Genomic DNA, 22,235 nt, shown 5'->3' with positions numbered 1-22,235 from the left:
TTGCTGCATCTGCGAAAACGGTCGCATCGAATGTCGCCCCGTCGCGTTTTCGGATCGCCCATCCCACCTTTTCCCCGGAGCGAGCCCATGAGCATCCCCTCGGATACCTCCACGCGCATCGGCGACGACCTCGCCAAGGCGACCGACACGACCCAACGCGGCGCCAAGGCCGCCGTCGATCAGATGACCACCGCCTCCAAAACCGCCCTCAACACCGGTCTCGATGCAGCCGACGCCGGCGCCGAGGCGGCCAAGGCCTCGGTCGAAACCGCCCAGTCCCTCGCCCGCACGGCGGCGGATCGGGCGGGCGAAGGCGTCCAGGTGTGGTCGGCCGGCGCCGCCGAAGCCGTCGAGCGGTCGGGTCAAGGCCTGCAGGCGATGACCAACATGGGCCTCTCGGCCGCTGGTCGCCTGCGCGATATCTCGATCGAATGGGTCGCCGTGGCCCAGCAGGGCGCCGAGCGCAGCCTGGAACGCATCCAGGCCCTGACCGGCGCGCGCTCCCCGGAAGCCTTCATCGCCGCGCACCGCAGTCTCGTCTGGGGCGGCCTAGAAGAGCTCGCCGAGGCCCAGCAACGTCTCGCCCGCGCGACCTTGCGTCTGTGGGAAGACAACATCGACCGTTTGGGCGCCGTCCCCCGCGAGGCGTCCGTCGCCGCGGCCTGAGGCCGGGGCGCGCCGATCCGACGAAGGGCGGCCTGGCCGGGCCGCCCTTCAATCGCTTTGGTTACGTCAGGCCTATGATCTAGGCCGGGACGGCGCAGAGCGGCACGCCGACCAGCGCACAGACAAGGCCGGTCTTGCTGAAGCTGTAATCCACCCTCGTCTGCTCGGCCCTCAGCACGGTGTTGAGCAGGCTTGAGCCGTATCCTTCGATGGATGACGCCTTCCCGATGGCGCCGCCCACCTCCCGCCACTCGAAAATGGCTGCGTGTCGGTCTTCCATCCGGCGCCAGGAGAGTTTCACACGACCCGACGCGGTCGCCAGAGCCCCATACTTCATGGCGTTGGTCGCGAGTTCATGAACCGCCATGTAAAGCGCGCGCGCCACCGAGGCGCTGACTTCCGCCGGCGGCCCCCGCAAGTCGCACCGATCGCCGATGCCCAATTCCTTCAGCGCCACCTCGACCATCGCGGTGATCGTGGTCCGCCGCCAGCTCGCTTCGTTCAGCGACAAGGCGTGCTGATTCATGGTGTCGAAATGGTCGCTCAGCGTTTGCTTGGCGTTGGCGACCGAGCCGGACTCCCGAAGAACGCTCATGGCGAGCGATTGGGCGATGGCGGCGGCGTTCCGCACCCGATGCTCCAACTCGTGGATCACGATCTCGGTCTTGGCGGCCTGGCTCTTCTGTTCGCTGATATCGACGACCACGCCGACGAGCTTGGTCCGCCCGTCCCCGTCGGGAATCCGCCGTCCATATAGGGCGATCCATCGATCCGGCGCGCCGACGCGCAGCTCTTCGTGAACGGTCCCGCGGCTGTTGGCGTCGGCCGCGCCACGGATCGGCTCCAGGATCTTGCGACGCTCGTCCTTCGTCATGCTCTCGAAAGGCAGGACCTCGGGGAAAGTCCACTCAAGACGATCGGCGACCGGGTCGTATTCCCAGATCCCCACTTGGTGGGTCATCTCGACACTCCTGATGTGGAAGCGCTCGTCGACAAGCGTTCCGCCTCGGGCGACGGCGTCGATTTCATCTATGAACAGCGCCGCGCCGCCATGCCCCCCTGATCGGAATAGGGCGGCCGGCCGAGGACGGTCCACAACAATCCCCCTGATTTACAATAGTTTACATCTGAATCGCGAGCATCCACCCCGATCTCCAGGACGCGGATCAGGCATCAGCTCACATAAACTCGGAATGGGCAAAGCCGCAGCGCGCGAACACGATGATCGAACAAGGTTTTGTGGCTTCAAGCACCCGAGAACGCGATGCCGAAGCACGGCGCATTCCTGGCGAGGGCCTTGGTTTACACATCTTTACATTCAAAATCGCACCAAGCTCGGCTTTGTCTGCTAGACAACGACCTCGTAGTCACGCTCCAGGAGTCGTCATGTCGCGTGAAGGGCGCGCTAGAATCGCCACCTTGGAAGACGATGAAACTCAATTGGCGGCTGTCACGGCGGTCATCGCCGAGGCGGGGCACGATTGCCTGCCGTTCGCTGAGACCAGCGCCCTGATGGCCAGTCTTCGGCGCGAAACCTTCGACCTTCTCATTCTCGACTGGAACATGCCCGGCGCATCCGGCCTGGACCTGATGTCCTGGGCGCACGAGAACCTGGCCACGCCGCCGCCCATCATGCTGCTCACCAGCCGGTCCACCGCCGCGGACGTCGTGAAAGGCCTCGAGGCGGGCGCCGACGATTTCATCATCAAGCCCTTTCAGCCCGATGTGCTCGTGGCCCGCGTGGGCGCCGTGCTGCGGCGCGCGGCGCCCATACGCGAAACCCAGCAAGTGCAGGTGTTCGGCGACTACGCGTTCGACACGACCACCGACACCGTCCGCGTCGACGGCAAGCTGGTCACCCTGACCTCCAAGGAGTTCGCCGTGGCGCTGCTCCTTTTCAGAAACCTCCACCGCCCCCTGTCGCGGGCCTACATCCTCGAGCGGGTCTGGGGACGTAATCCCAGCCTGCCCACCCGGACCTTGGACATGCATGTCTCGCGCGTCCGGACCAAGCTCGACCTGCGCCCGGATCGGGGCTTTCGCCTGACGCCGGTCTATAGCTTCGGCTATCGGCTCGAACGCATCGACGTGAGCCGCATGGTCGTCATCGAATGATCCGGGTCTCGACCTGGGCCGTCGCCGCGGCCCTGGCCCTGGCGTCGGCTTTTCCCGCGGCCGGCGCCGCGGCCGACGACGACGTCGAGGTCTACATCGTCGAGCGCGGCGACACGCTCTACGACCTCGCGGGCGCCTACCTTCTTCGCCAGGACGACTACCGCGTCGTCCAACGCATGAACCGCATCGCCAACCCGAAGAGGCTTCGTGTCGGCTTCCCCCTCAGGGTGCCGGTCCGGCTGCTGCGCACCACCCCGATCGACGTGCGCCTCAGCGCCTATCGCGGCGCGGTGCGGATCACCGGCGGCGGCAAGGCGCTGCCCCCCGTGATCGGCATGCCGCTCGCCCAGGGCGTCGTCATCGCGACCGGCGCCAACGCCTTCGCGCGGCTGGAAATGACGGACGGCTCCTACATGGCCATCCCCTCGCAATCGCGCATTCGCATAGAGCGGTTGCAGCGCGTGCTGATGACCGGCGCGCTGCAGCGCGCGCTGGTCGTGGAAGCCGGCCGCGGGGAGTCGAACGTCGCCCCTCTGAAGACGCCGCAGGACAGCTACATCGTGCGGACGCCGCTGTCGGTCTCCGCCGTGCGCGGCACAGAGTTCAACGTCCACTACGACGCGCAGCAACAGCACGCGGCGACCGAAGTGCTGGCCGGAACCGTGATGGTCAGCAGCGCTGACACTCCGCCGACCGCCGTTCCGGCGGGCTTCGGATCGGGCTCCGATCTCGCCGGCGGCGGGCCGGTGACCGCGCTGTTGCCGCCGCCGAGCCTGCTGCAGGCCGACCGGGCCTTCGACGAGGCCTCGCTGAACCTGGATATCGCGCCCCTCGCTCAGGCGCGGGCCTATCGCGTGCGGCTGGCGGCCGACGCCGGCTTCATCGACATGCTGGGCGAGACCACCACGCCGGACCCCCACGCCCGTTTCGATGGGCTGGGCGACGGGGCCTACTTCATCAAGCTCAGCGCTATCGACGAGAACCGTCTGGAAGGCAGGCCGGCGACCTACGCCATCGACCGGACCCTCAACACCTTGTCGTTGTCGCCGCCGACAATCGCCACCGGCGATCAGACCCGTCGCTTCGTATTTCGTTGGCAGGCGGCCGGCGAAGGAACGCGGAACTACCGGTTCCAACTCTATCGCGGCGACAGCCCGCAACCGATGATCGATCAGATGGCGCTGTCCACGCCGGAGATCACGGTCACGGACCTGCAGCCGGGCGTTTATAGCTGGCGCGTGATGTCGCGGACGGTCCGCGGGGGCCGTCGCATCGACAAGTGGTCGCCGCCGGAGCTCTTCCGCTTTGACGGCTGACCCGCCCGAACCCGCGTCACCCTCATCGGGCCCCACCGCCGGGCCTCTACGCGCCTTGAGCGAATGGTTCGTCGTCGCCGTCCTTTCGGCGGTGCTCGTCATCGGACTGATCGCCGGCCAGTGGACGACCCGCGCCGACAACCTCGTCTACGACGCCCTGTCGAAGTGGGCGGTCCATGCGCCTCGGGACGAGATCGTGATTGTCGGCATCGACGATAGGTCGGTCGGCGAGATCGGCCGCTGGCCCTGGCCGCGCGCCCGTCACGCGGAACTGCTCCAACGCCTCGCCGAGGCCAGGCCGAAGGCCATCGCCTACGATGTCCTGTTCCTGGAGCCGGACAGGCAGGCCGGGGAGGACGAGGCGCTCGCCAAGGCGCTGAAAGCCGCCTCGCCCACCTATCTGCCGGTCACCTTCAACGTCCCAGGCGCCAACGGCGCGCCCTATGACGTGGCCTTGCCGATCCCGCCGGCGCGCCAGGCGGCGGCCGGACTCGGGCACGTCAACGTGGCGTTCGACCAGGACGGCATCGTGCGAAGAGCGTTCCGCGACGTCGGCGACGGCGACCGGCGCTGGCCGCACCTGATGCAGCGCCTCCAACTCGGCGCCCAGGCCGCCTCGTCTCTCGCCGAGGCCGGCCGGCCGAGCCTCGGCGGCCTGACGCAGAGGGATCCCGTGGCGATCTCCTTCGCCGGACCGGCCGGAACCTATCGCACGATCTCCGCGGTCGATCTTATGCGCGGCGAGACCCCGCCTGAGTTTCTAAGAGACAAGCTGGTGCTGGTCGGCGCCACGGCCGACGGTCTCGGCGACCGATACGCCACCCCACTGTCCGCCGGCGAGGCGATGTCCGGTGTGGAGTTGCAGGCCAATCTGCTCGACACCCTGATCTCCGGGCGGTCGATCGCGGCCCTGCCGACCACGCCCCTGGTCCTGCTGTCCCTGGCGCCGCTCGCCCTCCTCCTGGCCGGATTCCTGAAGCTGCCGCCCCGCGCGAACATGATCCTGGGGCTGGTGCTGCTCGTCGCCACCCTCGTCGTTTCGGCCGCGCTGTTCCTAGGCGCGCGGACCTGGGCCTCCCCCATTCCGGCGCTGGCGGGGCTGTTGCTAGCCTATCCGCTATGGAGTTGGCGGCGTCTGGAGGCCAGCAGCGCCTACATGCTCGGTGAACTGCAGCAGTTCGCTCGGGAACGCGACCTCTGGCCCACGGCTCCGGCGGACGGAACGCCTCCCACCAGCGATCCCGTGGCGCGCCGGGCCGCGCTGCTGCATCTGGCGATCAGTCGGGCTCGCGATGCACGGATGCTCGCGACCGACTCCCTACAAGGCCTGCCCGACGCCGTGCTTGTCGTCGGGCTCGACAGGCGCGTCGCCTTCGCCAACCGCGAAGCTGAGGCTCTTTTCGCGAGCATGGGGACCGCCTCGACGACCGGCGCGAACCTGGCCGACCTGCTCGCCCTCTTCCAGGATGCGTCGCCATCGGCGGCGAGCGACACGCGGGATCGTCAGATGACCCTCCCGGATGGACGTTCGTTCAACTTCCGCGCCACGCCGCTGGGCAACGCCAGTCGGCAAGTGGTGGGGCATGTTCTGCGCTTCACCGACATCACCGAGCTCAAGGCGGCGGGCGAAGAGCGCGAACAGGTCCTCCAGCTGCTCACCCATGACATGCGGTCACCGCAGGTCTCGATCCTCACCCTTCTGAGGCAGCAGGCGCCCGACGCCCTTTCCGGCGACCTCGGAGAAAAGATCGCCGGCTACGCCCAACGCACTCTCAAACTGGCGGACAATTTCGTTCACCTCGCCCGCGCCGAGCAGTCGATCCTGACCATGGAGGTGGTCGACCTCGGCGCCCTGGTGCTCGACGCTGTCGACGATCTGTGGCCGCAAGCCAAGGCGCGAGACGTCGTCGTCGAAACCGAGGGCTGCGAGGAGGAATGGCTGATCCGGGCGGATCGCAGCCTCATCACCCGCGCGCTCATCAACCTGCAGCACAATGCGATCAAATTCACCGAACCGGGCGGGCGGGTGGTCTGGCGGCTGGAACGCGGCGCATCGGAACCCGGCGAAATCGTCTGCACGATTTCCGATACCGGACGAGGCATGTCGGAGCCTCAACGCCTGCGCCTGTTCGAACGGTTCGCTCGCGCGCCGGGACGCTCCGACGCGGAGGCGGACGGCGCCGGCCTGGGCCTGAGCTTCGTTCACGCCGTCATTTCCCGGCATGCCGGAAGCATCGCCTGCGAAAGCCGGCTCGATCAGGGCACGACCTTCACGATCCGCTTTCCGATGCACGCCGAGGACGCCGACGCCACACCGGAAGTCTAGGGCGCGGGGCGAGGCGGCAGCGCCGCCAGCGCCACATCGAGCAGACGCGGCGCAAGGCTTTCGCAACCGGCCTTCCCGCCCCGGTCGGCCGCCCTCACCCGAAAGACCTCCTTGTCGGACGAGGTTTCGGTGAACCGCAGGGTCAGGGTGCAGACCTCGTCGGGCTTTCTCCAGCCGGGCCGCACCGGCGCATCCAGCCAGGTCGATCCCGCCTGCGCCGTCCCGACATAGGCTCCCACCGTCATCGGGCGCACGCTGTAGCCGAGTTCGACAAGATAGCGGCCGGACGCGGCGGGCGCGGGGGCCAGCCCCCTCTCGATGAGCCGGCGCATGGCGATCTGCCGCAGGGAAGAATCTCCCTCGTATCCGGCCGCCCGGTTCTCCGGCCGCGCGAAATCGAGGCTGAAGCTCGCCGGCCCCGCCCAATCCGGCCCCGGCCCGCTGACCTCCAGGGTCTGCCCGCTTGAGGCGCATGCGCTCAAAAGCGCTCCGACAGCCGAAATCAAGAACCTGACGCGCATACCATCACCGTGGTTACGGCTACCCTCAATCAGAGCACCCGGCCACTTCTACAACGTCCGGTTTACTGTTGTTTACCAAGCGCGGCGCTCTCCGGCGCCTAGAGCAGCGCTCGCGCGATCCGCTCGCCCTCCTCGCGCGTGCCGCCGTCGGCCCTCGGCTTCTCCGCCCGCCGATACCAGTAGCCCGCGTTGGCCAGGTCGCCCTCGATGCGGTGCAGCCAGGCGTGCACCCAGGCGCCGTCCCGCGTGTGGTCGGCCTCGGCGATGTCGTGGGCGGCCTGCCACTCGCCGCGCAGGCCATGCCAGATGGCGACCGCCAGGCGCGGCGTGTCGCTCGGCGGCGAGGCGGCGCCCAGACTGTCGAGGAAGGCTTGGTTGCGGTCGGTCATGCTTGGCGGATCTCAGGTCGCCACCGCCAGCGTCGCGGGCGGGGCGGGCGTGAACTCCGGCGCCTCGTCGATGGCCGGCGGCGGTACGATGAACAGACCGCTTTCGTGCGCCTTGGTTCCCAGCCGGCCGCTTGAGGTCATGGTGATCAGCCAGGGCGCCGCCAGAAGGCCGAGGGTCACGGGCGACAACCACAAGCCCAGCACGGGGTTGAAGACGCTGGCGATCAGGAACGCCAGGCCGAGCGCCAGGTGCTCGCGGGTCTTCGGCAGCACCTCGCGCAGGGTCAGCCCCTCGGACTCCCGGCTCTGCGGCGCCCATTCCGACTTGATGCCCAGCAGCAGGCCGATCAGCGCCTTGGTCTGGTTCACCATCGCCACCGGGGCCAGCAGGATCGACAGCACGATTTCCAGCAGCGCCGAGCGCACGATCGAATAGGCCCCGCCGAACAACCGCCGCCGGTCGCCGTCGGCCAGCAACCAGACCACGCTCATCACCTTCACCCCGAACAGGCAGACCAGGGTCAGCACCAGCACGCCGGCCGGCGGCCCGCCGAGCAGGAGGTCGCTCCCCCCCAGGAAGGCCTGGGCGATCTGCACGATCAGCAGCAGCAGCCAGGCCGGAGCGGTCATGTAGGCCGAGGCCCCGACCAGCAGATGCAGCCGGCTGATCCAGTGAAAGCCGGTGGAGTCCAGCAGCCGCAGGTGCTGCAGATTGCCCTGCGCCCAGCGACGGTCGCGGATCGCGTGGTCGATCACCGTGGGCGGAAACTCCTCGTAGCTGCCGTCGATCATCACCATGTGCACCGCCCAGCCGCGCCGGCGCAGCAGCGCCGCCTCGACCATGTCATGGCTCTGGATCAGGCCGCCGAACGGAGGCTTGCCCGGCAGGTCCGGCAGGCCGCAGCAGTCGGCGAAGGCGCGCGTGCGCACGATGGCGTTGTGGCCCCAGAAGTTGGACTCCGCGCCGGACCACCACAGCAGTCCCGCCGAGGCGATCGGCCCATAGGCATAGGTGGCGAACTGCATCCAGCGCTGGAACAGGGTATGGGCGCCCACGATGTTGGGCACGGTCTGAAGGAGGCCGACCGTCGGCTTGCTCTCCATGATCGAGGCCATGCCGACCATGGCGCTGCCGCTCATCATGCTGTCGGCGTCGAGCACGATCATGTGCTCGTAGGCCCCGCCGAAGCGGCGGATCCAGTCGGCGACATTGCCCGGCTTCTTGCGGATGTTCTGGGTCCGGCGGCGATAGTAGACGCGGATCGGCGCACGCGCCGAAAGCTGCGCCCAGGCCTCCTCCTCATGCCGTCCGTGGATGGCGTTGGAGTCGCTGAGGATGAAAAAGTCGAAGAATTCGGCCGCCCCGGCGTCGGCGATCGATCGCGCCATGGCCTCGACCCGTCCGAAGGTCGCCTCCACCGGCTCGTTGTGCACCGGCATCAGTACCGCCGTCTTCTGCCGCAAGGCGCTCTCCGGGCGGGGGATCGGGGTGAAACCCGGATGTTCGCCGGTGATCAACTTCAGAAAGCCCGCGCACCCGGCCACGAAACCGAAGGCGATCCACGAAACCAGCGGCACGAACAACGCCAGCAGCAGCACGTCGAGCGGCCCGACCCCGTCCAGCCCCACCGCCACCCGAACGCTCGTAGAGGCGGTCAGCCCGATCACGGCGGTGGCGACGATCAGCAACAAGCGACGCACGAAGATATCGGCCGGGCTGGTCGGCACGGCGTTGGTCGCCAGCGGATGGCCGTGGAACGCCTGCTCAGGCATTTCCAGCGGCGCCTCGGGCGGCAGGGCGACATAGGGCGTCTGGCGCTTCATTCCGGGCTCGGCGTCGAAAATGGCGGACTAGTCGAAGAAGACGGTAAGGATGTGGCGCGGCGACGCTTGACCGTCATAACGCGCTCGCGGCGATTTGGCGTCGCCGGCCTCAACGCAATCCGACGATCACGACCGTGCCGGCCGAAAGGTTGGGCGATGAGACAGCGCGATCCTGGCCGTCGCCGCCCTCAATGGTCACGGCGACCCGGCGTGGCGCGCCCTGCTCGCCCAGCACATAGACCGCATCCCCTTGCAGACCCTCCGTCGCCCGCCGCGCATCGCTCGCCTTGCCGAATAGCAGCGCCGCCTCGGGCACGAGGAGCACATCGCGACGCACGCCCTGACCGATGCGGGCGTCGGCGCTCATCTCGGGCTTGAGCGCCAGGTCGGCGTTGTCGACGTCGAGGGCGACGATGACCTGCTCCGTCCCGGCCGTCCGCGACGGACGCACGGTGGTCACCCGCGCGGCGTAGGCCCGCTTGCCGCCCTTTGGGGTCACCTCGGCGGTCGTGCCGGCCTTCAGCGTTTGCGCCGCCTTGGCGTCGACCATCACTTCCATCAGCAGCCGCCCGGGCGGCGCGGCGATATCGAACAGCGGCTGATCGACGGTCGTCGACCGGCCCGGCGCGGTCAGCACGCGCTCGATCACCCCATCGGACGGCGCCTTGATGTCGGCGGCGGCGACATCGGCCTGGCGTTCGACCAGGGTCGCCCGCGCCGCGTCCAGTTCGACCTGCGCGGTCGAGACCGCGTCGGTCGCCCGGCGCGCGGCGTCCCGCGCCTGCCCCATCTCCCGATCCGATGGAACCTTGTTGTCGGACTCCCGCCGCACGGCCTCGAACCGGCCCAGCTTGTCTCGCGCCTCCTGGGCGGCGGCCTGCGCCTTGCCCAGCGTCGCGGCGCGGGTCGCGATCAGCGCCTCGCTCTCGCTTACAGCCGCCACGGCCGCAGCGGGGTCGAGGCGCGCGATCACCTGCTGCGCGACGATGCGGTCGCCCGGCCGCACCAGCACCTCCAGCATCACGCCCCCGGCGGGCGCGGCCACCACGCCGCGGCTCATCGGTTGCAGGGTCCCCGCCCCCACCACGGCCTGCTGAAGGTCGCCCCGACGCACCGCCGCCGTGGCGTAGCGAGTCGCCTCACCGCCATTGACGAACCGGCCGATCAGCACGATCGCCACCACCGCCGCGGCGGCCGCGAGAATCCACGACAGGCGACGGCGCCACTTCGAAGTGGGCCGCGCCCCGAGGAACTCGTCGATCACCGAAGGCGCCATGACCGGGTCCTACTTCGCCACCGACTTGGCGGCCGGCAGGCTCGCGCCTCCGCCCAGGGCGACGCAAAGCCCGATCGCCGCCCCGGCCCGCTCGGCCCGAGCCGTCGCCAGGGCGTTACGGGTATCCAGCAAGGCGGTCTCGGCGCCGGACAGCGCCGCGTAGTCGGCTTGACCGTCGCGATACTGCGCCCGCGTCAGTCGCGCTAATTCGGCGGCCTTCTGTTCGGCGGTGGAGAGGCTCAGGGCGCGCGCCACGGAACCGGCGAAGGTCGAGCGCGCGTCCTCGACGTCTTCCAGGGCCGCCAGCACGGCCGTGCGATATTCCTCTTGCGGCGACGCCGCCTTGAGCCACGCCGTCTGCATCCGCTTGGCCGCTTCCACCAGATCGGGCCGCCGGGTCAGGAGGTCGGACGGCGTGCCCACCGCGATCTCGGCGGGCTCGGTGGGGATCGGTCCCGGCAGCACCAGCCGGTCGCGCAGGGCGACGGGCGCCTGGCCGCCGAGCACGGCGATGCGACTGGCGTCGGCGGCGATGCCCGCCTCCAGGGCCGGAATGGTCGCGGCGACCCGCGCCCGCTCGGCGTCGGCCTGCACGGCGTCCCGCGTCGTCACCAGCCCCGCCTGCTCGCGGAAGCGGGCGATTTCCAGATTGTCCTGCTGGGCGGCCAGATAGGCGCGGGCGTTCTCGATCTGCGTCTGCCGCGCGCGCATCAGGCTATAGCGCGTCGCGATCTCGGCCTTGGTCGCGGGCGTCAGGCCCTCGCCGTCCTCCAACTCGCCAAGCCGTTCGTCGTCCAGCCAGTTCCAGCAACGCGCCAGCGTCGCCGGCTGCAGCGGCGCGGCGTCAGGTTCGCTGGCGTAGTAGCTGTCGGTGAGATTCAGCTCCGCCAGGGTCAAGGGTTGGGCGCAACCGGCCAGAAGGCCCGCCAGCAGCACGGCAACAGTCAGGCGGCGCTCAGATCGCATAGTCGCTCAACGCATTAGCTCAGCCTTGGATCGCGGCGAGCGGTAGGCTGGGCTCTTAACGAAGAATGACCATGTTTGGCTACCTCGCGGGCGCCGCTGATTGGGAGATGAACGCACGGTCGTCGTTTTCGGCTATCGCCTCGCTTGTCGCGGGGAGCTAAAAGCACGGGCCTTTTTCTCCCCTTCCGAGGCCGCCCGTGTCCCGCCTGTTCAACGCCTATGTGATCGTCGACTGGAGCTCCGCCTCCAAACCCGCCACGGGGGAAAATTCGGTCTGGATCGGGGTGATGAAGCGCGACGTGCGTTTCCGCCTGGCCTTCGAGTCGTTCAATCCGGCCACCCGGGCCGAGGCCGAGACCAAGCTCGTCGCCATTCTTGACGACCTGAAGAAGCGCAATGAGCGCGCCCTGATCGGTTTCGATTTTCCGCTGGGATTCCCGCGCGGCCTGGCCGCCGGCCTCAAGCTGTCGAACGACGCCGGCCCCTGGCGCGCGGTCTGGGACTATCTGGTCAAGATGGTCAAGGATAAGGCCGACAACACCAACAACCGCTTCGGCGTCGCCTCCGAGATCAATCGCCGGCTAACCGGCGGCCCGTTCCCGTTCTGGGGCTGCCCGCCCAAGGACGCCCTCACCACCCTGCAGCCCAAGAAGACCCGGCCGCACGGCCCGGACGACCTGCCGGAGTTCCGCCACGCCGAACTGGCCGCCAAGGGCAGCTCGCCGGTGTGGAAGCTGTTCACCGCCGGCTCGGTCGGCGGCCAGGCGATCCTGGGCATTCCGCTCGTCTCGCGCCTCAAGGCGGCGCGCGGCGACGCCCTGAAGGTCTGGCCGTTCGAGACCGGCTACAAGCCGCTGACCGAGGCCGACCTCGCGGGGGTCGATGTGGTGGTGGCCGAGGTCTACCCCTCGCTGCTCAAGCCGGCCCCCCTGCCGGGCGAGATCAAGGACCAGGCCCAGGTCCGCCAGACCGCCGAGCACTTCGCCAAGCTCGACGAGGCCGGCAAGCTCGCGTCCGCCTTCGGCCCCGCCAAGGACGCCGATCCCGCCGTGGTGGTCGACGCCGCTCACGAGGAAGGTTGGATCCTGGGGGTCTAGCTGCCGGCGGCCCGCGGCGGAACGGTCCAGCCATAGATCGTGGCGCCATCGACCTCCTGGGTCTGTTCGGGCTTCCAGTCGCCCATCAGGAACGAGTGGCTGACGATCCGCGTGCCGGGCTTCAGTTCGCGCAGCAGCTTGGGGCGCAGCTTTTCGTTGAGGCTGGGAAGTAGATACAGCGTCACCACGCTGGCTTCGCGGAAGTCGCTCTCGAACAGGTCGGCGTTGCGGAAGGCGACGAGGCCGGTGACGCCGGCCGTCTTGGCGTTGGCGTTGGCCTCCGCGATCCGCTGCGGGTTGATATCTATTCCCACGCCGCGCACGCCGTAGGTTTTCGCCGCGGTGATCGGGATGCGTCCGTCGCCGGAGCCGAGGTCGTACAGCACGTCGCCCTTGCTCACCTTCGCCATCTTGAGCATGGCGTCGACCACGGGCTGCGGTGTGGGGACATAGACCACGTCCGGCTCTCTCAGGGCCTTGGCGGCCGGGGCCGGAGCCTGGGCGTAGCTTAGGGTCGTTTGCAGCGCAGCGGCGACGATCGCCAGCGCCGCCACCCGGCCGATACCAATCTTCTTCATCCGACGGTCTCCTGTTTGGGGTTACGCGATGGAATCAGGAACAGGGCCCCCACGGCTATGACGGCGACGCCGACAAGGGCGCCGACGCCGGTGTAGGCGAGGCTCGAGTAGAGCAGGTAGGCGTTGGCGCCACAGAAGATCAGCGGCAGCACCGGATAGAGCGGCGCACGGAACGGACGCGGCGTATCCGGCTCGCGGCGACGCAGCACGAACAGGGAGACGCCGACGAGCAGGAAAAAGAACCAGAAGACCGGGGCGGTGAACTCCACCGCCGTCCGGAACCCGTCCCGGGCGAAGGCGCCGCCCAGGATGAGCAGCAACGCGGCCGCGCCCTGCACCAGAAGGGCGTTGCCCGGCGTTCCCGACTTTTCATTCCACAGGCCGAGGTAGGCGAAACGCCCATGGTCCCGGCCCAGGGCGAAGGCCGTGCGAGCGCCCGTGAAGGCGGTCGCGTTCGCCGAAGTGAGCGCGGACAAGGCGATCAGCAGGCTGATGAACACACCCCCGCCAGGGCCGAAGGCCAGCCGCACGACGTCGGCCGCGACAGCCTCGGACCCGGCGACGCCCGCGATGCCGAGCGCGCGCAGATAGGCGACGTTGGCGAGCAGGTAGAGCGCGGTGATCAGCAACAGGCTGAAGATCAGGACCGGCGCCATGCGGCGGCGAACGTCGCGCAGCTCGGCCGACACATAGACGGCCTCGTTCCACCCTCCAAACGTCAGGAGGACGAACACCATGATCAAGCCAATATTGGTGGCGGCCGACGGGGGCGGCGCGGGCGCGGCGGCGGGGGCCAGGACCAGGCCTGCGACGACGATGGTGATCAGCCCCAGAACTTCGATGACCGTCAGCCATGATTGCGCCCTGGCGCCCGCGCGGACGCCGAGCCAGTTGAGCGCCGTGAGCGCGACCACGACGGCGCCGGCGTAGAGGGCGGAGGAGAACGGCCCCAGGCTGAAGATCTGCGACGCATAGTCCCCGAACACGAAGGCCAGCAGGGCCAGCGAGCCGGTCTGGATCACCGTCAGGCGCGCCCAGGCGTAAAGGAAGCCGATCGGCTTGCCGAACGCGCGCGTCAGATAGTGGTAGTCGCCGCCAGCGTGGGGATAGGTCGAGGCGAGTTCGGCGTAACATAGCGCGCCGATCAGCGAGATGACGCCCCCCGCCGCCCAGGCCAGCAGCACGGCGGCCTCGCTCGAGGCCGAGCCGGCGACCAGGGAGGGCGTGCGAAAGATGCCTGCCCCCACGACGATACCCACGGTAATCGCCACCGCGTCGCGGGCTCGCAGGGTCGGCCGGATCTGGACGTCTAGATTGGGCGCCGGAGCATGCATCGCCTGGTCCTTCGGGGAACGGGATTCACGCTACGGCACGGATTAGGTCCGACGCCGTGGAGGCCTCGCGTCGGGAAGGATGAAATGAGGCGAACCGAAGCGTCATCCAGCTCCGCAGAGCCGGATGTGCAGGCAGGGCCGAGAGTCTCTCGGGCTCCGGTCGGCATGTCGCGCCCATAGCGGCGGAGAGGGGTCTTAACGGCCGTGAACGGGAAGCAAGGCGTATTGTTCCACGAGCGGGAGATTAAATCGGAGAGGGCGGCGCTCCTGCGGGGACGAGGCTAAGCCGCCAACTCCGTCGCCAGCGCGGCCTGGATTCCCAGCAGCAGGCTGGCCGCCGTGATCGGCTTGGCCAGATGCAGGTTGGCCCCGGCGGCGACGCTGTCGGCGTGATGCTCGGGCATGGCGTTGGCGGTCAGCATGATGATCGGCGTCGGCGCCGCGCCGGCCTGCAGCTCCATCGAGCGGATCGCCCGCGTCGCCGCCAGGCCGTCCATGCGCGGCATCTGCATGTCCATGAGCACCACGTCGAAGCTGCCCGGCGAAAAGGCGGCCACCGCCTCCACCCCGTCGTCGACGGCCGTCAGGCACGCCCCCTGGGCGGCCAGGATGATCTCCACCACCCGGCGGTTGGTTGGATGGTCCTCTGCCAGCAGCACGCGCAGCGGCCCCTGGCGCGCCATGTCCGGCAGCGGCGCGGCCTTGCGCTCACGGGCGTCATAGACCCGCAGGGACTCGGCGCGCGGCAGACGCACCGAGGCCTCGAACCGGCTTCCCACGCCCGGTGACGAGGACGCCGAGATGTCGCCGCCCATCATCTGGGCCAGCGACCGGCAGATCGAAAGACCCAGGCCCGTGCCGCCGAACCGCCGGCTGGTCGTGGCGTCGGCCTGGGTGAAGCGCTCGAACAGCCGCCTGCCCTGCTCGGCGTCGAAGCCGATGCCGGTATCCTCGACGATCAGGTTCAGCCAGGCGCCGCCGTCGTCCTCATCCACCGCGATCCGCAGTTTCACGCCGCCGACCGCCGTGAACTTCACCGCGTTCGACAGCAGGTTGCTGACGATCTGGCCGACGCGGGCGCCATCGCCGACAAACTGCCCGCGCGCGTTGCCGCCGCGCTCCAGCTCGAAGGTCAGGCCCTTGGCCTCGGCGCGATAGCGCATCACCTCGATGGACGGGCGCAGCGCCTCCTCCAGATCGAAGGGGGTCTGCTCCAGCTTCAGCTGCGCCGCCTCGATCTTGGCGACATCCAGCACGTCCGACACCAACCGTTCGAGGATGACCCCCGAGTCCCGGATCAAGCCCACGATCTCGGCCTGTTCGGCCGTCAGCGGCGTGCGGGTCAAGGCGTCGACCAGGCCGATCACCCCGTTCAGAGGCGTGCGGATCTCATGGCTCATATTGGCCAGGAAGTCGGATTTGGCGCGGCTGGCGGCCTCGGCGGCCCGCTTGGCCTCGACCAGTTCGCGCTCGGCGGCCACGCGATCGGTCACATCGCGCGCCACGCCATAGATGCGATCGCCGAACCGCTGAGCGCGCCACTCCAGCGTGCGATAACCGCCGTCCTTGTGGCGGTAGCGGTTGGTGAAGCCCAGCACCGGGTCGCCCGGCTTGCGGTTGATCACCTCGTCGGCGCTGTCGTAGGTGCCGGCCAGATCGTCGGGGTGAACCAGCGAGAGCAGCATCGTGCCCTCCATCTCCTGCGGCGCCCAGCCCAGCTTCACGCCCCAGGAATGGCTGGCCTTGACCACGCGGCCTTCAAGATCGCGGATGACCAGCAGATCGAGGGAGACCTGAAAGAAGGTGTTGACCTCCATCCCGGGCGCCGAAGGGGCGTCTGACATGTCGGTCTCCCACGAAAAAGGCGCCCACTGCGGCGCTAAAGGCCTACCTTCGCAAGGTTAAGCTCCGATTGCCGCTCTGGGGCGACTGCGGAGCCAGAACCGAAGACACAGCATACCGGCCGCCGCCAGGCTGGCGGCGATCACCGCCCAGACCACGCCGTTCAGGCCCAGCCCCAGGGGGATGGCCAGCAGCCAGGCCAGCGGGGTCATCACCACCGCATAGCTGGTCACGTGCATGATCGTCGGGACGAGGATATCGGCGCGCGCGCGCAGCGCCTGGCCGGCGACCACCTGCAGGGCGTCGGCGGCGAAGAACAGGCAGGCCAGGGTCAGGGCCGGCGCCACGAGCTCGATCAGGGCGGCGTCCTTGGTATAGGCGCCGGCGATCAGCCGCGCGGCGGGCCACACCACCGCCGAGACCAGCAGGCCGAAGGCCATCGCCACGCCGAAGCCGAGGTAGCCCGCGCGCGCGATCCGGCGCGGGTCTTCCGCCCCATGCGCCCGCCCGACCAGCACGGCCGTCGCCGTCGCCACCCCGACCGGGACCATGAACACCACCGAGGCGACGTTCAGCACCACCGCCCAACCGGCCACGGCCAGGCCGCCGAGCCAGCCGGCGATCACGCTCATCGCACTGAAGGCCCCCACCTCGACGAAGAACGACGCCCCGGCGCCGTAGCCGACCCGCCGCATCTCCCGCACGCCGGGCAGGTCCTTCGGCGCGGGCGTGAAGATCCCCAGCGCCTTCGCCTCGCGCATCCTGGCGATGTAGCCGAACACCCCGATCACCAGCACCACGCGCGCCAGGGCCGTGGCGTAGGCGCTGCCCACCGCCCCATGATCCGGCACGAGCCACAGGTTGAAGACCAGGTTCGCCGCATTGGCGATCCACATCGCCGCCATCGCCGGCACTGGCCGCCCCAGCCCCTCCAGCCAGGCCGAACCGGCCGAAGCGATCAGGTTCGGCGTCAGCGACAGCGAGAACACCAGCAGCACCCGCGCCGCGCCGTCGGCGAGCCCCGGCTCCAGACGCAGGTGATGCAGCAGCAGCGGCCCGAACGCGGCCAGCAGGGCCGTCGAGGCCAGCCCGATCCAGAAGGCGTAGATCACCCCTCGCCGCAGCACCGCTCCGGTCTCGGCGCGTCGCCCGGCGCCGACGGCGCGCGAGGTCATGGCCTGAACGCCCATCAGCAGGCCGATGCTGGTGGTCAGCACCACCGCCGTCGGCGCCCAGCCCATCGCCTGGAAACCCAGCTCTTCGGCGGAATGACGGCCCACGACCAGGGCGTCGGTCAGGCCCATGACCATGATCCCCAGGCGCGACAGGGCGACCGGTCCGGCCAGCTTCAGCAGCTCGATGAGATCGTGGCGGATCGTCCGGCCCGCGGAGGGCGCGGCGTCCGCGGGGTCGGGCCGCATCGCCGCCTCCGGGGAAAAAGGCGCTGAGCCTTAGCCCGAGGCGACCCGCAGGTCACGCCTCTTGGTCAGCCGGGCAGCGCATAGGCCACCAGGGCGTCGCTGACCTTGGTCTCCATGAAGTGGTGGCCCCCGGCCATGACCACCACATATTGCCGGCCGCCGGCCTCATAGGTCATCGGCGTCGCCTGCCCGCCGCCGGGCAGCTTCGCCGTCCACACCACCTTGCCGGTCTTCAGGTCGATGGCGCGGATCAGGTCGTCGGTGGCGGCGGCGATGAAGATCAGCCCGCCGGCGGTGATCACCGCGCCGCCATTGTTGGGCGTGCCAATGGTGAGGTTCAGGCCCGAGGCGACGCCGAACGGCCCGTTGTTGCGCGCCGTGCCGATCGGGCGGTCCCAGACGGTTCGCCCCGTCTTCAGATCGACGGCCCGGATGCCGCCGTAAGGCGGCTGCTTGCACAGCAGACCGGTGAAGGGCATCCGCCACCCGGCGTTGACCGAGATCGCGTAGGGCGTGCCGATCTGCGGATCCCCCGCCCCTTCAGGCCCGTGGGCCAGGCTGCCTCCGCGGGCCTCGCCGCGCGGCGCCCAACCCAGCCTGTCGGCCACCGCGCGAGGGATCAGGCGGTTGTAGTTCGGCATGTCGTTGTAGTTGGCGACGATCACCCCGCGCGTCGGATCGACCGCGACGCCGCCCCAGTCGCTGCCGCCGTTGTAGCCGGGATACTCGATCCAGCGCCGGTCGGTTTCCGGCGGAGTGTAGACGCCCTTGTACGACGCCTGCCTGAACTGGATGCGGCAGACCATCTGGTCGATGGGCGACATGCCCCACATCGCCTTCTCGGTCAGGTCGGGTTTGCGCAGGGTGTGGAATCGGGAGTGCGGCTGGGTCGGCGACCGCAGCGCCGCCTCCACCCCGCCCTGAGGCGCCGGGCGCTCCTCCACGCCGGTCAGCGGCCGACCGGTCCGCCGGTCGAGGACATAGAGATCGCCCTGTTTCGAGGGCAGCAGCACGGCGGGCGTCACGCCCCCGGCGGTGGGGAAATCGACCAGCGTCGCCTGCGAGCCGAGGTCGTAGTCCCAGACGTCGTTATGCACCGTCTGGAAGCTCCACACCGGCTTGCCGGTGGTCACGTCCAACGCGACCAGCGAGGTCGAATGCGCCGCCTGCTCGGGCGTGCGCCCGCCGCTCCAGTAATCGGCGGCCACATTGCCCAGCGGCAGGAACACCAGGCCCAGGGCCTCGTCGCCGGAGGCGGTGGTCCACATGTTGGGGCTGCCGAGCGCGAAGGTCTGTCCGGCGGGCGGCAGGCCGTTCCAATCCGGATGCTGCATGTCCCAGGCCCACCGCAGGGCGCCCGTCGCCGCGTCATAGCCGAGGATGGTTCCGGAGGGGGCGTCGCGACGCTGGCCGTCTAGAATCTGATGGCCGGTCACCACCACGCCGCGCACGATGGTCGGGGCCGAGGTGATCGAGATCATCCCAGGCGCGGTCGGGCCGAACCCCACGGTGGTGTCCACCTGACCGCCCTGGCCGAAGTCGCCGCAGGGTCGGCCCGTGCGGGCGTCCACGGCGATCAACCGCGCATCGAGCGTGCCCCAGATGATCCGGGCCGCGCAGGCGCCGGCCGGGTCGGCGCCGGGCACGGCGTAGTAGCTCACCCCGCGACAGGCGGCCGTGTAGGGGATGGACGGATCGGCGACCTTCGGGTCGTAGCGCCAGAATTCCTTGCCGCTGACCGGGTCGACGGCCACGCCGATGCTCTTGGCGGTGCAGAGGTAGAGCGTATTCCCCACCTTCAGCGGCGTGGTCTCGGCGCCGTAGCTCTTGATCTTCAGATCAGGCGGCAAGTCGCGTGTGCGATAGGTCCAGGCGACCTGCAGATTGCGAACGTTGTCGGGCGTGATCTGGCCCAGCGGCGAAAAGCGGCGGGCGCTGTAGGTGCCGCCATAGGCCGGCCAGTCGGCGCCGCTCGGCAACAGCGAAGGTTCGGTCATGGCCATGGAGGCTTCGGGCAGCGCGCCCGGCCTTGTCGGACGGTCGGCCGCCAGCACGCCGATGACGACGCCAGCCAGAAGAACCAGCCAGACGGCGCCGGCGGCCAAGGCGCGACGCCCGCCCTGCCCGCCCCGATCGACGATCGGCAGGATGAGGATCACCAGCAGCGCCAAGATCGCCGGCCCCACGAGTCGAGGCACGAGCCCCCAGCCGCTGAGGCCGACTTCCCAAAGCGCCCAGACGACCGTCAGCAGAAAGACGACGAGATAGAGCCAGGCGCCCAGCGCCCGCAGCCGCATCATCAGACCGCCCGAAAGCGCCAGGCCGACGCCGGCCGCCAGGTAGTACGGAGAGCCGCCGAGGATCAGCAGCCACGCCCCGCCGCCGATCAGCACCAGGCCTATGAGGCCGAGCAATGCGCCCAGAACACGCGCGGCCACGCCGCCAAAACCCGCCGAGCCGGTGGTCGCCATCGCCTTGGTCCCCTGGAAGTCCAGGATGACAACGGTCGAACACCGATCATGTTGCGCCGGCCATCAAATGGCCAAGGCGCCGCCCTCAGCACATCAGCGGTTCGAGGCGCGGGCCCATCACGGCGGCGGCGAGGCGCGCGATCAGCAGTTCGGCCACGCGCGCCGGCGGCGCGCCGTTCGTGGGCGCATGATCGGCCCCGAACGAGCACTCGACGTGAACCTCGTCGCCGGCCAGACGCCACCGGGCTTCGATTTCGCAACCGCCGCGCTGGACGTGCATCACCTGATCGTTCTGATCGGACAAGGACATGGCGAATTCCCAACTGAAAGAACAGCGTACGCCCAATATCTGAACGGACCGTTCAAGCCTCGGGCGCGCCTTTCCCCGTCAGTTGATCAGCGGCTCGACCCTGCCGCCCATGGCCGCGAAGGCCAGCCGGGCGATCAACAGCTCGGCCACTCTCGCCGGCGGCGCGCCGTCGACGCGGGCGCGGTCCGCGCCATAGGGGCACTCGACCACCACCTCGTCGCCGGCGATGCGCCAGCGGCCTTCGATGTCGCAGCCGCCGCGGCGGATTCGCATCGTGCGGTCTTCGTGTTCGGACGGCGTCATGGCCTTGTCTCCCTCATGAGGAGACAGGATCGCGCGGCAGGCCTGAACGCGGCTGGAGGTCGCCCTTCAGCCGCCGTTCATCTTACTCCGCGGCCTGCGCCGGCGCGGCGGCGCGCGAGGCCTTCAGCTTTTCGGCCACCAGGAAGGCCAGCTCCAGCGCCTGCTCGCCATTCAGACGCGGGTCGCAGTGCGTGTGGTAGCGGTCGGCCAGATCGCCTTCCGTCACCGCCCGCGCGCCGCCGATGCACTCGGTGACGTCCTGGCCGGTCATCTCCAGGTGCACGCCGCCGGGGTGGACACCCTGCGCCTCGGCGATCTCGATGAAGCTGCGCACCTCGGCCAGCACCCGGTCGAACGGGCGCGTCTTGTAGCCGTTGTTGGCCTTCAGGGTGTTGCCGTGCATGGGGTCGATCGCCCAGACCACGTTGCGCCCCTCGGCGCGGGTCTTGGCCATCAGCGCCGGCAGGCGGCCCTCGATCTTGTCGGCGCCGAAGCGGCCGTACAGCGTCAGGCGGCCGGCCTCGTTCTCCGGGCTCAGGGCGTCGAGCAGGCGGATCAGGTCGTCGGCGTCCAGCGTCGGGCCGACCTTCACCCCAATGGGGTTCTTCACGCCCTTCATGAACTCGACGTGCGCGCCATCCAGCTGGCGGGTGCGCTCGCCGATCCACAGCAGGTGGGCCGAGGTGTCGTACCATTCGCCCGAGGTGGAATCGACGCGCGTCATCGCCTCCTCGAGGCCCAGCAGCAGGGCCTCGTGGGCGGTGAAGAACTCCACCTGATGCAGGTTCGGGTGGCTGGCCGGCGTCACGCCGATGGCCTGCATGAAGGTCAGGCTCTCGCTGATCTTCTCGGCCAGTTCGCGGTAGCGCGCGCCCAGCGGGCTCGAGTCGACGAAGCCCAGGGTCCAGCGGTGGATGTTGTGCAGGTCGGCGTAGCCGCCGGTCGCGAAGGCGCGCAGCAGGTTCAGCGTCGCCGCCGACTGGGTGTAGGCCTTCAGCAGGCGCTCCGGATCGGGCAGGCGCTCTTCCGGCGTGAAGCCCATGCCGTTGATGATGTCGCCGCGGTAGGAGGGCAGCGTCACATCGCCGATGGTCTCGATCGGCTCCGAGCGCGGCTTGGCGAACTGGCCGGCCATGCGGCCCACCTTCACCACGGGCTTGCCGCCCGCGAAGGTCAGCACCACCGCCATCTGCAGGATCAGGCGGAACAGGTCGCGGATGTTGTCGGCGCCGAATTCCTTGAAGCTCTCGGCGCAGTCGCCGCCCTGCAGCAGGAAGGCGTCGCCGCGGGCGACATCGCCCAGCAGGTTCTTCAGGCGGCGGGCCTCGCCGGCGAACACCAGCGGCGGCATCCGCCGCAGCTCACCCTCGACGCGCGCCACGGCGGCCATGTCCGGATAATCCGTCGGCACGTGCTTGGCGGGTCGGGTCCTCCAGGAGGAAGGCGTCCAGCGGTCGGTCATCTTACGAGCTCGAAACTC

At 69.3% G+C, this 22,235-nt stretch carries 19 protein-coding genes; 5 read left to right on the top strand and 14 right to left on the bottom strand.

Annotated elements, in window-relative coordinates:
* Nucleotides 1-87 precede the first annotated feature (87 nt).
* Nucleotides 88-666 (top strand): phasin family protein, encoded by a 579-nt coding sequence (locus ACFLIT_RS16580; RefSeq protein WP_479912377.1) that lies wholly within the window; start codon nucleotides 88-90, stop codon nucleotides 664-666.
* Nucleotides 667-745: 79 nt separating this feature from the next.
* On the opposite strand, the gene ACFLIT_RS16575 is transcribed toward ACFLIT_RS16580, so the two are convergent.
* Nucleotides 746-1,627, bottom strand: a complete 882-nt coding sequence (locus tag ACFLIT_RS16575) for an HWE histidine kinase domain-containing protein (RefSeq protein ID WP_479912376.1) — start codon at nucleotides 1,625-1,627, stop codon at nucleotides 746-748.
* 425 nt (nucleotides 1,628-2,052) lie between these two features.
* Between ACFLIT_RS16575 and ACFLIT_RS16570 the strand changes: the two genes are divergently transcribed.
* The 3 genes from ACFLIT_RS16570 to ACFLIT_RS16560 are packed head-to-tail and all read left to right on the top strand — an operon-like array spanning nucleotide 2,053 to nucleotide 6,423.
* Nucleotides 2,053-2,781, top strand: coding sequence for a response regulator transcription factor (locus ACFLIT_RS16570; protein ID WP_479912375.1), 729 nt, complete (start codon nucleotides 2,053-2,055; stop codon nucleotides 2,779-2,781).
* Nucleotides 2,778-4,097 (top strand): FecR domain-containing protein, encoded by a 1,320-nt coding sequence (locus ACFLIT_RS16565; protein WP_479912374.1) that lies wholly within the window; start codon nucleotides 2,778-2,780, stop codon nucleotides 4,095-4,097. Before ACFLIT_RS16570 ends, ACFLIT_RS16565 begins: the two co-directional genes overlap by 4 nt.
* 55 nt (nucleotides 4,098-4,152) lie before the next feature.
* Nucleotides 4,153-6,423, top strand: a complete 2,271-nt coding sequence (locus ACFLIT_RS16560) for a CHASE2 domain-containing protein (protein ID WP_479912373.1) — start codon at nucleotides 4,153-4,155, stop codon at nucleotides 6,421-6,423.
* Here ACFLIT_RS16560 and ACFLIT_RS16555 read toward each other — a convergent pair.
* The 5 genes from ACFLIT_RS16555 to ACFLIT_RS16535 form a co-directional block, all read right to left on the bottom strand.
* Nucleotides 6,420-6,905, bottom strand: a complete 486-nt coding sequence (locus tag ACFLIT_RS16555; RefSeq protein ID WP_479912372.1) for a DUF4136 domain-containing protein — start codon at nucleotides 6,903-6,905, stop codon at nucleotides 6,420-6,422. The genes ACFLIT_RS16560 and ACFLIT_RS16555 overlap by 4 nt on opposite strands.
* 137 nt (nucleotides 6,906-7,042) lie before the next feature.
* The gene (locus tag ACFLIT_RS16550) at nucleotides 7,043-7,333 is read right to left on the bottom strand and encodes a hypothetical protein (RefSeq protein ID WP_479912371.1); all 291 of its coding nucleotides are present in this window, start codon (nucleotides 7,331-7,333) and stop codon (nucleotides 7,043-7,045) included.
* 12 nt (nucleotides 7,334-7,345) lie between these two features.
* On the bottom strand, nucleotides 7,346-9,157 hold the full coding sequence (gene mdoH, locus ACFLIT_RS16545) for a glucans biosynthesis glucosyltransferase MdoH (protein WP_479912370.1): 1,812 nt from the start codon (nucleotides 9,155-9,157) through the stop codon (nucleotides 7,346-7,348).
* Between the two features lie 109 nt (nucleotides 9,158-9,266).
* Nucleotides 9,267-10,433 carry an efflux RND transporter periplasmic adaptor subunit gene (locus tag ACFLIT_RS16540; RefSeq protein ID WP_479912369.1) on the bottom strand — a complete coding sequence of 389 codons (1,167 nt, stop codon included), beginning with the start codon at nucleotides 10,431-10,433 and terminating at the stop codon, nucleotides 9,267-9,269.
* 9 nt (nucleotides 10,434-10,442) lie between these two features.
* On the bottom strand, nucleotides 10,443-11,399 hold the full coding sequence (locus ACFLIT_RS16535) for an outer membrane factor lipoprotein domain-containing protein (RefSeq protein WP_479912368.1): 957 nt from the start codon (nucleotides 11,397-11,399) through the stop codon (nucleotides 10,443-10,445).
* Nucleotides 11,400-11,596: 197 nt separating this feature from the next.
* Here ACFLIT_RS16535 and ACFLIT_RS16530 point away from each other — a divergent pair, with 197 nt between their 5' ends.
* A complete protein-coding gene (locus ACFLIT_RS16530; protein ID WP_479912367.1) occupies nucleotides 11,597-12,496 on the top strand; it encodes a cobalamin biosynthesis protein CbiG in 900 nt (299 codons plus the stop codon).
* Here the strand turns inward: ACFLIT_RS16530 and ACFLIT_RS16525 are convergent.
* The 8 genes from ACFLIT_RS16525 to ACFLIT_RS16490 form a co-directional block, all read right to left on the bottom strand.
* The gene (locus tag ACFLIT_RS16525; protein ID WP_479912366.1) at nucleotides 12,493-13,074 is read right to left on the bottom strand and encodes an SAM-dependent methyltransferase; all 582 of its coding nucleotides are present in this window, start codon (nucleotides 13,072-13,074) and stop codon (nucleotides 12,493-12,495) included. The genes ACFLIT_RS16530 and ACFLIT_RS16525 overlap by 4 nt on opposite strands.
* Complete coding sequence (locus tag ACFLIT_RS16520; RefSeq protein ID WP_479912365.1) at nucleotides 13,071-14,408, bottom strand: APC family permease; 1,338 nt, start codon at nucleotides 14,406-14,408, stop codon at nucleotides 13,071-13,073. Before ACFLIT_RS16520 ends, ACFLIT_RS16525 begins: the two co-directional genes overlap by 4 nt.
* A 281-nt stretch (nucleotides 14,409-14,689) precedes the next feature.
* Nucleotides 14,690-16,252: a PAS domain-containing hybrid sensor histidine kinase/response regulator gene (locus tag ACFLIT_RS16515; RefSeq protein WP_479912364.1), complete on the bottom strand. Its 1,563-nt coding sequence runs from the start codon at nucleotides 16,250-16,252 to the stop codon at nucleotides 14,690-14,692.
* 57 nt (nucleotides 16,253-16,309) lie between these two features.
* Nucleotides 16,310-17,671 carry an MATE family efflux transporter gene (locus ACFLIT_RS16510; RefSeq protein ID WP_479912363.1) on the bottom strand — a complete coding sequence of 454 codons (1,362 nt, stop codon included), beginning with the start codon at nucleotides 17,669-17,671 and terminating at the stop codon, nucleotides 16,310-16,312.
* Nucleotides 17,672-17,736: 65 nt separating this feature from the next.
* A complete protein-coding gene (locus ACFLIT_RS16505) occupies nucleotides 17,737-20,142 on the bottom strand; it encodes a membrane-bound PQQ-dependent dehydrogenase, glucose/quinate/shikimate family (protein ID WP_479912362.1) in 2,406 nt (801 codons plus the stop codon).
* Nucleotides 20,143-20,227: 85 nt separating this feature from the next.
* Nucleotides 20,228-20,452 (bottom strand): hypothetical protein, encoded by a 225-nt coding sequence (locus tag ACFLIT_RS16500; protein ID WP_479912361.1) that lies wholly within the window; start codon nucleotides 20,450-20,452, stop codon nucleotides 20,228-20,230.
* A 78-nt stretch (nucleotides 20,453-20,530) separates the two neighbouring features.
* Nucleotides 20,531-20,755 carry a hypothetical protein gene (locus ACFLIT_RS16495; protein WP_479912360.1) on the bottom strand — a complete coding sequence of 75 codons (225 nt, stop codon included), beginning with the start codon at nucleotides 20,753-20,755 and terminating at the stop codon, nucleotides 20,531-20,533.
* 82 nt (nucleotides 20,756-20,837) lie between these two features.
* Nucleotides 20,838-22,217: a class II 3-deoxy-7-phosphoheptulonate synthase gene (locus ACFLIT_RS16490; RefSeq protein ID WP_479912359.1), complete on the bottom strand. Its 1,380-nt coding sequence runs from the start codon at nucleotides 22,215-22,217 to the stop codon at nucleotides 20,838-20,840.
* Nucleotides 22,218-22,235: the final 18 nt, after the last annotated feature.

It is taken from the genome of Caulobacter sp. HJHS_5 (assembly GCF_056683955.1).
Note: the sequence above shows the minus strand (reverse complement) of the source record. Positions and strands in the feature narration are given on the sequence as shown.

Excerpts from the sequence above, each read along its gene's own strand:
- mdoH (WP_479912370.1), bottom strand. The coding sequence starts at position 9,157 with ATGAAGCGCCAGACGCCCTATGTCGCCCTGCCGCCCGAGGCGCCGCTG.
- ACFLIT_RS16520 (WP_479912365.1), bottom strand. The coding sequence starts at position 14,408 with ATGCATGCTCCGGCGCCCAATCTAGACGTCCAGATCCGGCCGACCCTG.
- ACFLIT_RS16505 (WP_479912362.1), bottom strand. The coding sequence starts at position 20,142 with ATGGCGACCACCGGCTCGGCGGGTTTTGGCGGCGTGGCCGCGCGTGTT.
- ACFLIT_RS16550 (WP_479912371.1), bottom strand. The coding sequence starts at position 7,333 with ATGACCGACCGCAACCAAGCCTTCCTCGACAGTCTGGGCGCCGCCTCG.
- ACFLIT_RS16535 (WP_479912368.1), bottom strand. The coding sequence starts at position 11,399 with ATGCGATCTGAGCGCCGCCTGACTGTTGCCGTGCTGCTGGCGGGCCTT.
- ACFLIT_RS16570 (WP_479912375.1), top strand. The coding sequence starts at position 2,053 with ATGTCGCGTGAAGGGCGCGCTAGAATCGCCACCTTGGAAGACGATGAA.
- ACFLIT_RS16525 (WP_479912366.1), bottom strand. The coding sequence starts at position 13,074 with ATGAAGAAGATTGGTATCGGCCGGGTGGCGGCGCTGGCGATCGTCGCC.
- ACFLIT_RS16565 (WP_479912374.1), top strand. The coding sequence starts at position 2,778 with ATGATCCGGGTCTCGACCTGGGCCGTCGCCGCGGCCCTGGCCCTGGCG.
- ACFLIT_RS16515 (WP_479912364.1), bottom strand. The coding sequence starts at position 16,252 with ATGTCAGACGCCCCTTCGGCGCCCGGGATGGAGGTCAACACCTTCTTT.
- ACFLIT_RS16510 (WP_479912363.1), bottom strand. The coding sequence starts at position 17,671 with ATGCGGCCCGACCCCGCGGACGCCGCGCCCTCCGCGGGCCGGACGATC.
- ACFLIT_RS16500 (WP_479912361.1), bottom strand. The coding sequence starts at position 20,452 with ATGTCCTTGTCCGATCAGAACGATCAGGTGATGCACGTCCAGCGCGGC.
- ACFLIT_RS16490 (WP_479912359.1), bottom strand. The coding sequence starts at position 22,217 with ATGACCGACCGCTGGACGCCTTCCTCCTGGAGGACCCGACCCGCCAAG.
- ACFLIT_RS16540 (WP_479912369.1), bottom strand. The coding sequence starts at position 10,433 with ATGGCGCCTTCGGTGATCGACGAGTTCCTCGGGGCGCGGCCCACTTCG.
- ACFLIT_RS16495 (WP_479912360.1), bottom strand. The coding sequence starts at position 20,755 with ATGACGCCGTCCGAACACGAAGACCGCACGATGCGAATCCGCCGCGGC.
- ACFLIT_RS16580 (WP_479912377.1), top strand. The coding sequence starts at position 88 with ATGAGCATCCCCTCGGATACCTCCACGCGCATCGGCGACGACCTCGCC.
- ACFLIT_RS16575 (WP_479912376.1), bottom strand. The coding sequence starts at position 1,627 with ATGACCCACCAAGTGGGGATCTGGGAATACGACCCGGTCGCCGATCGT.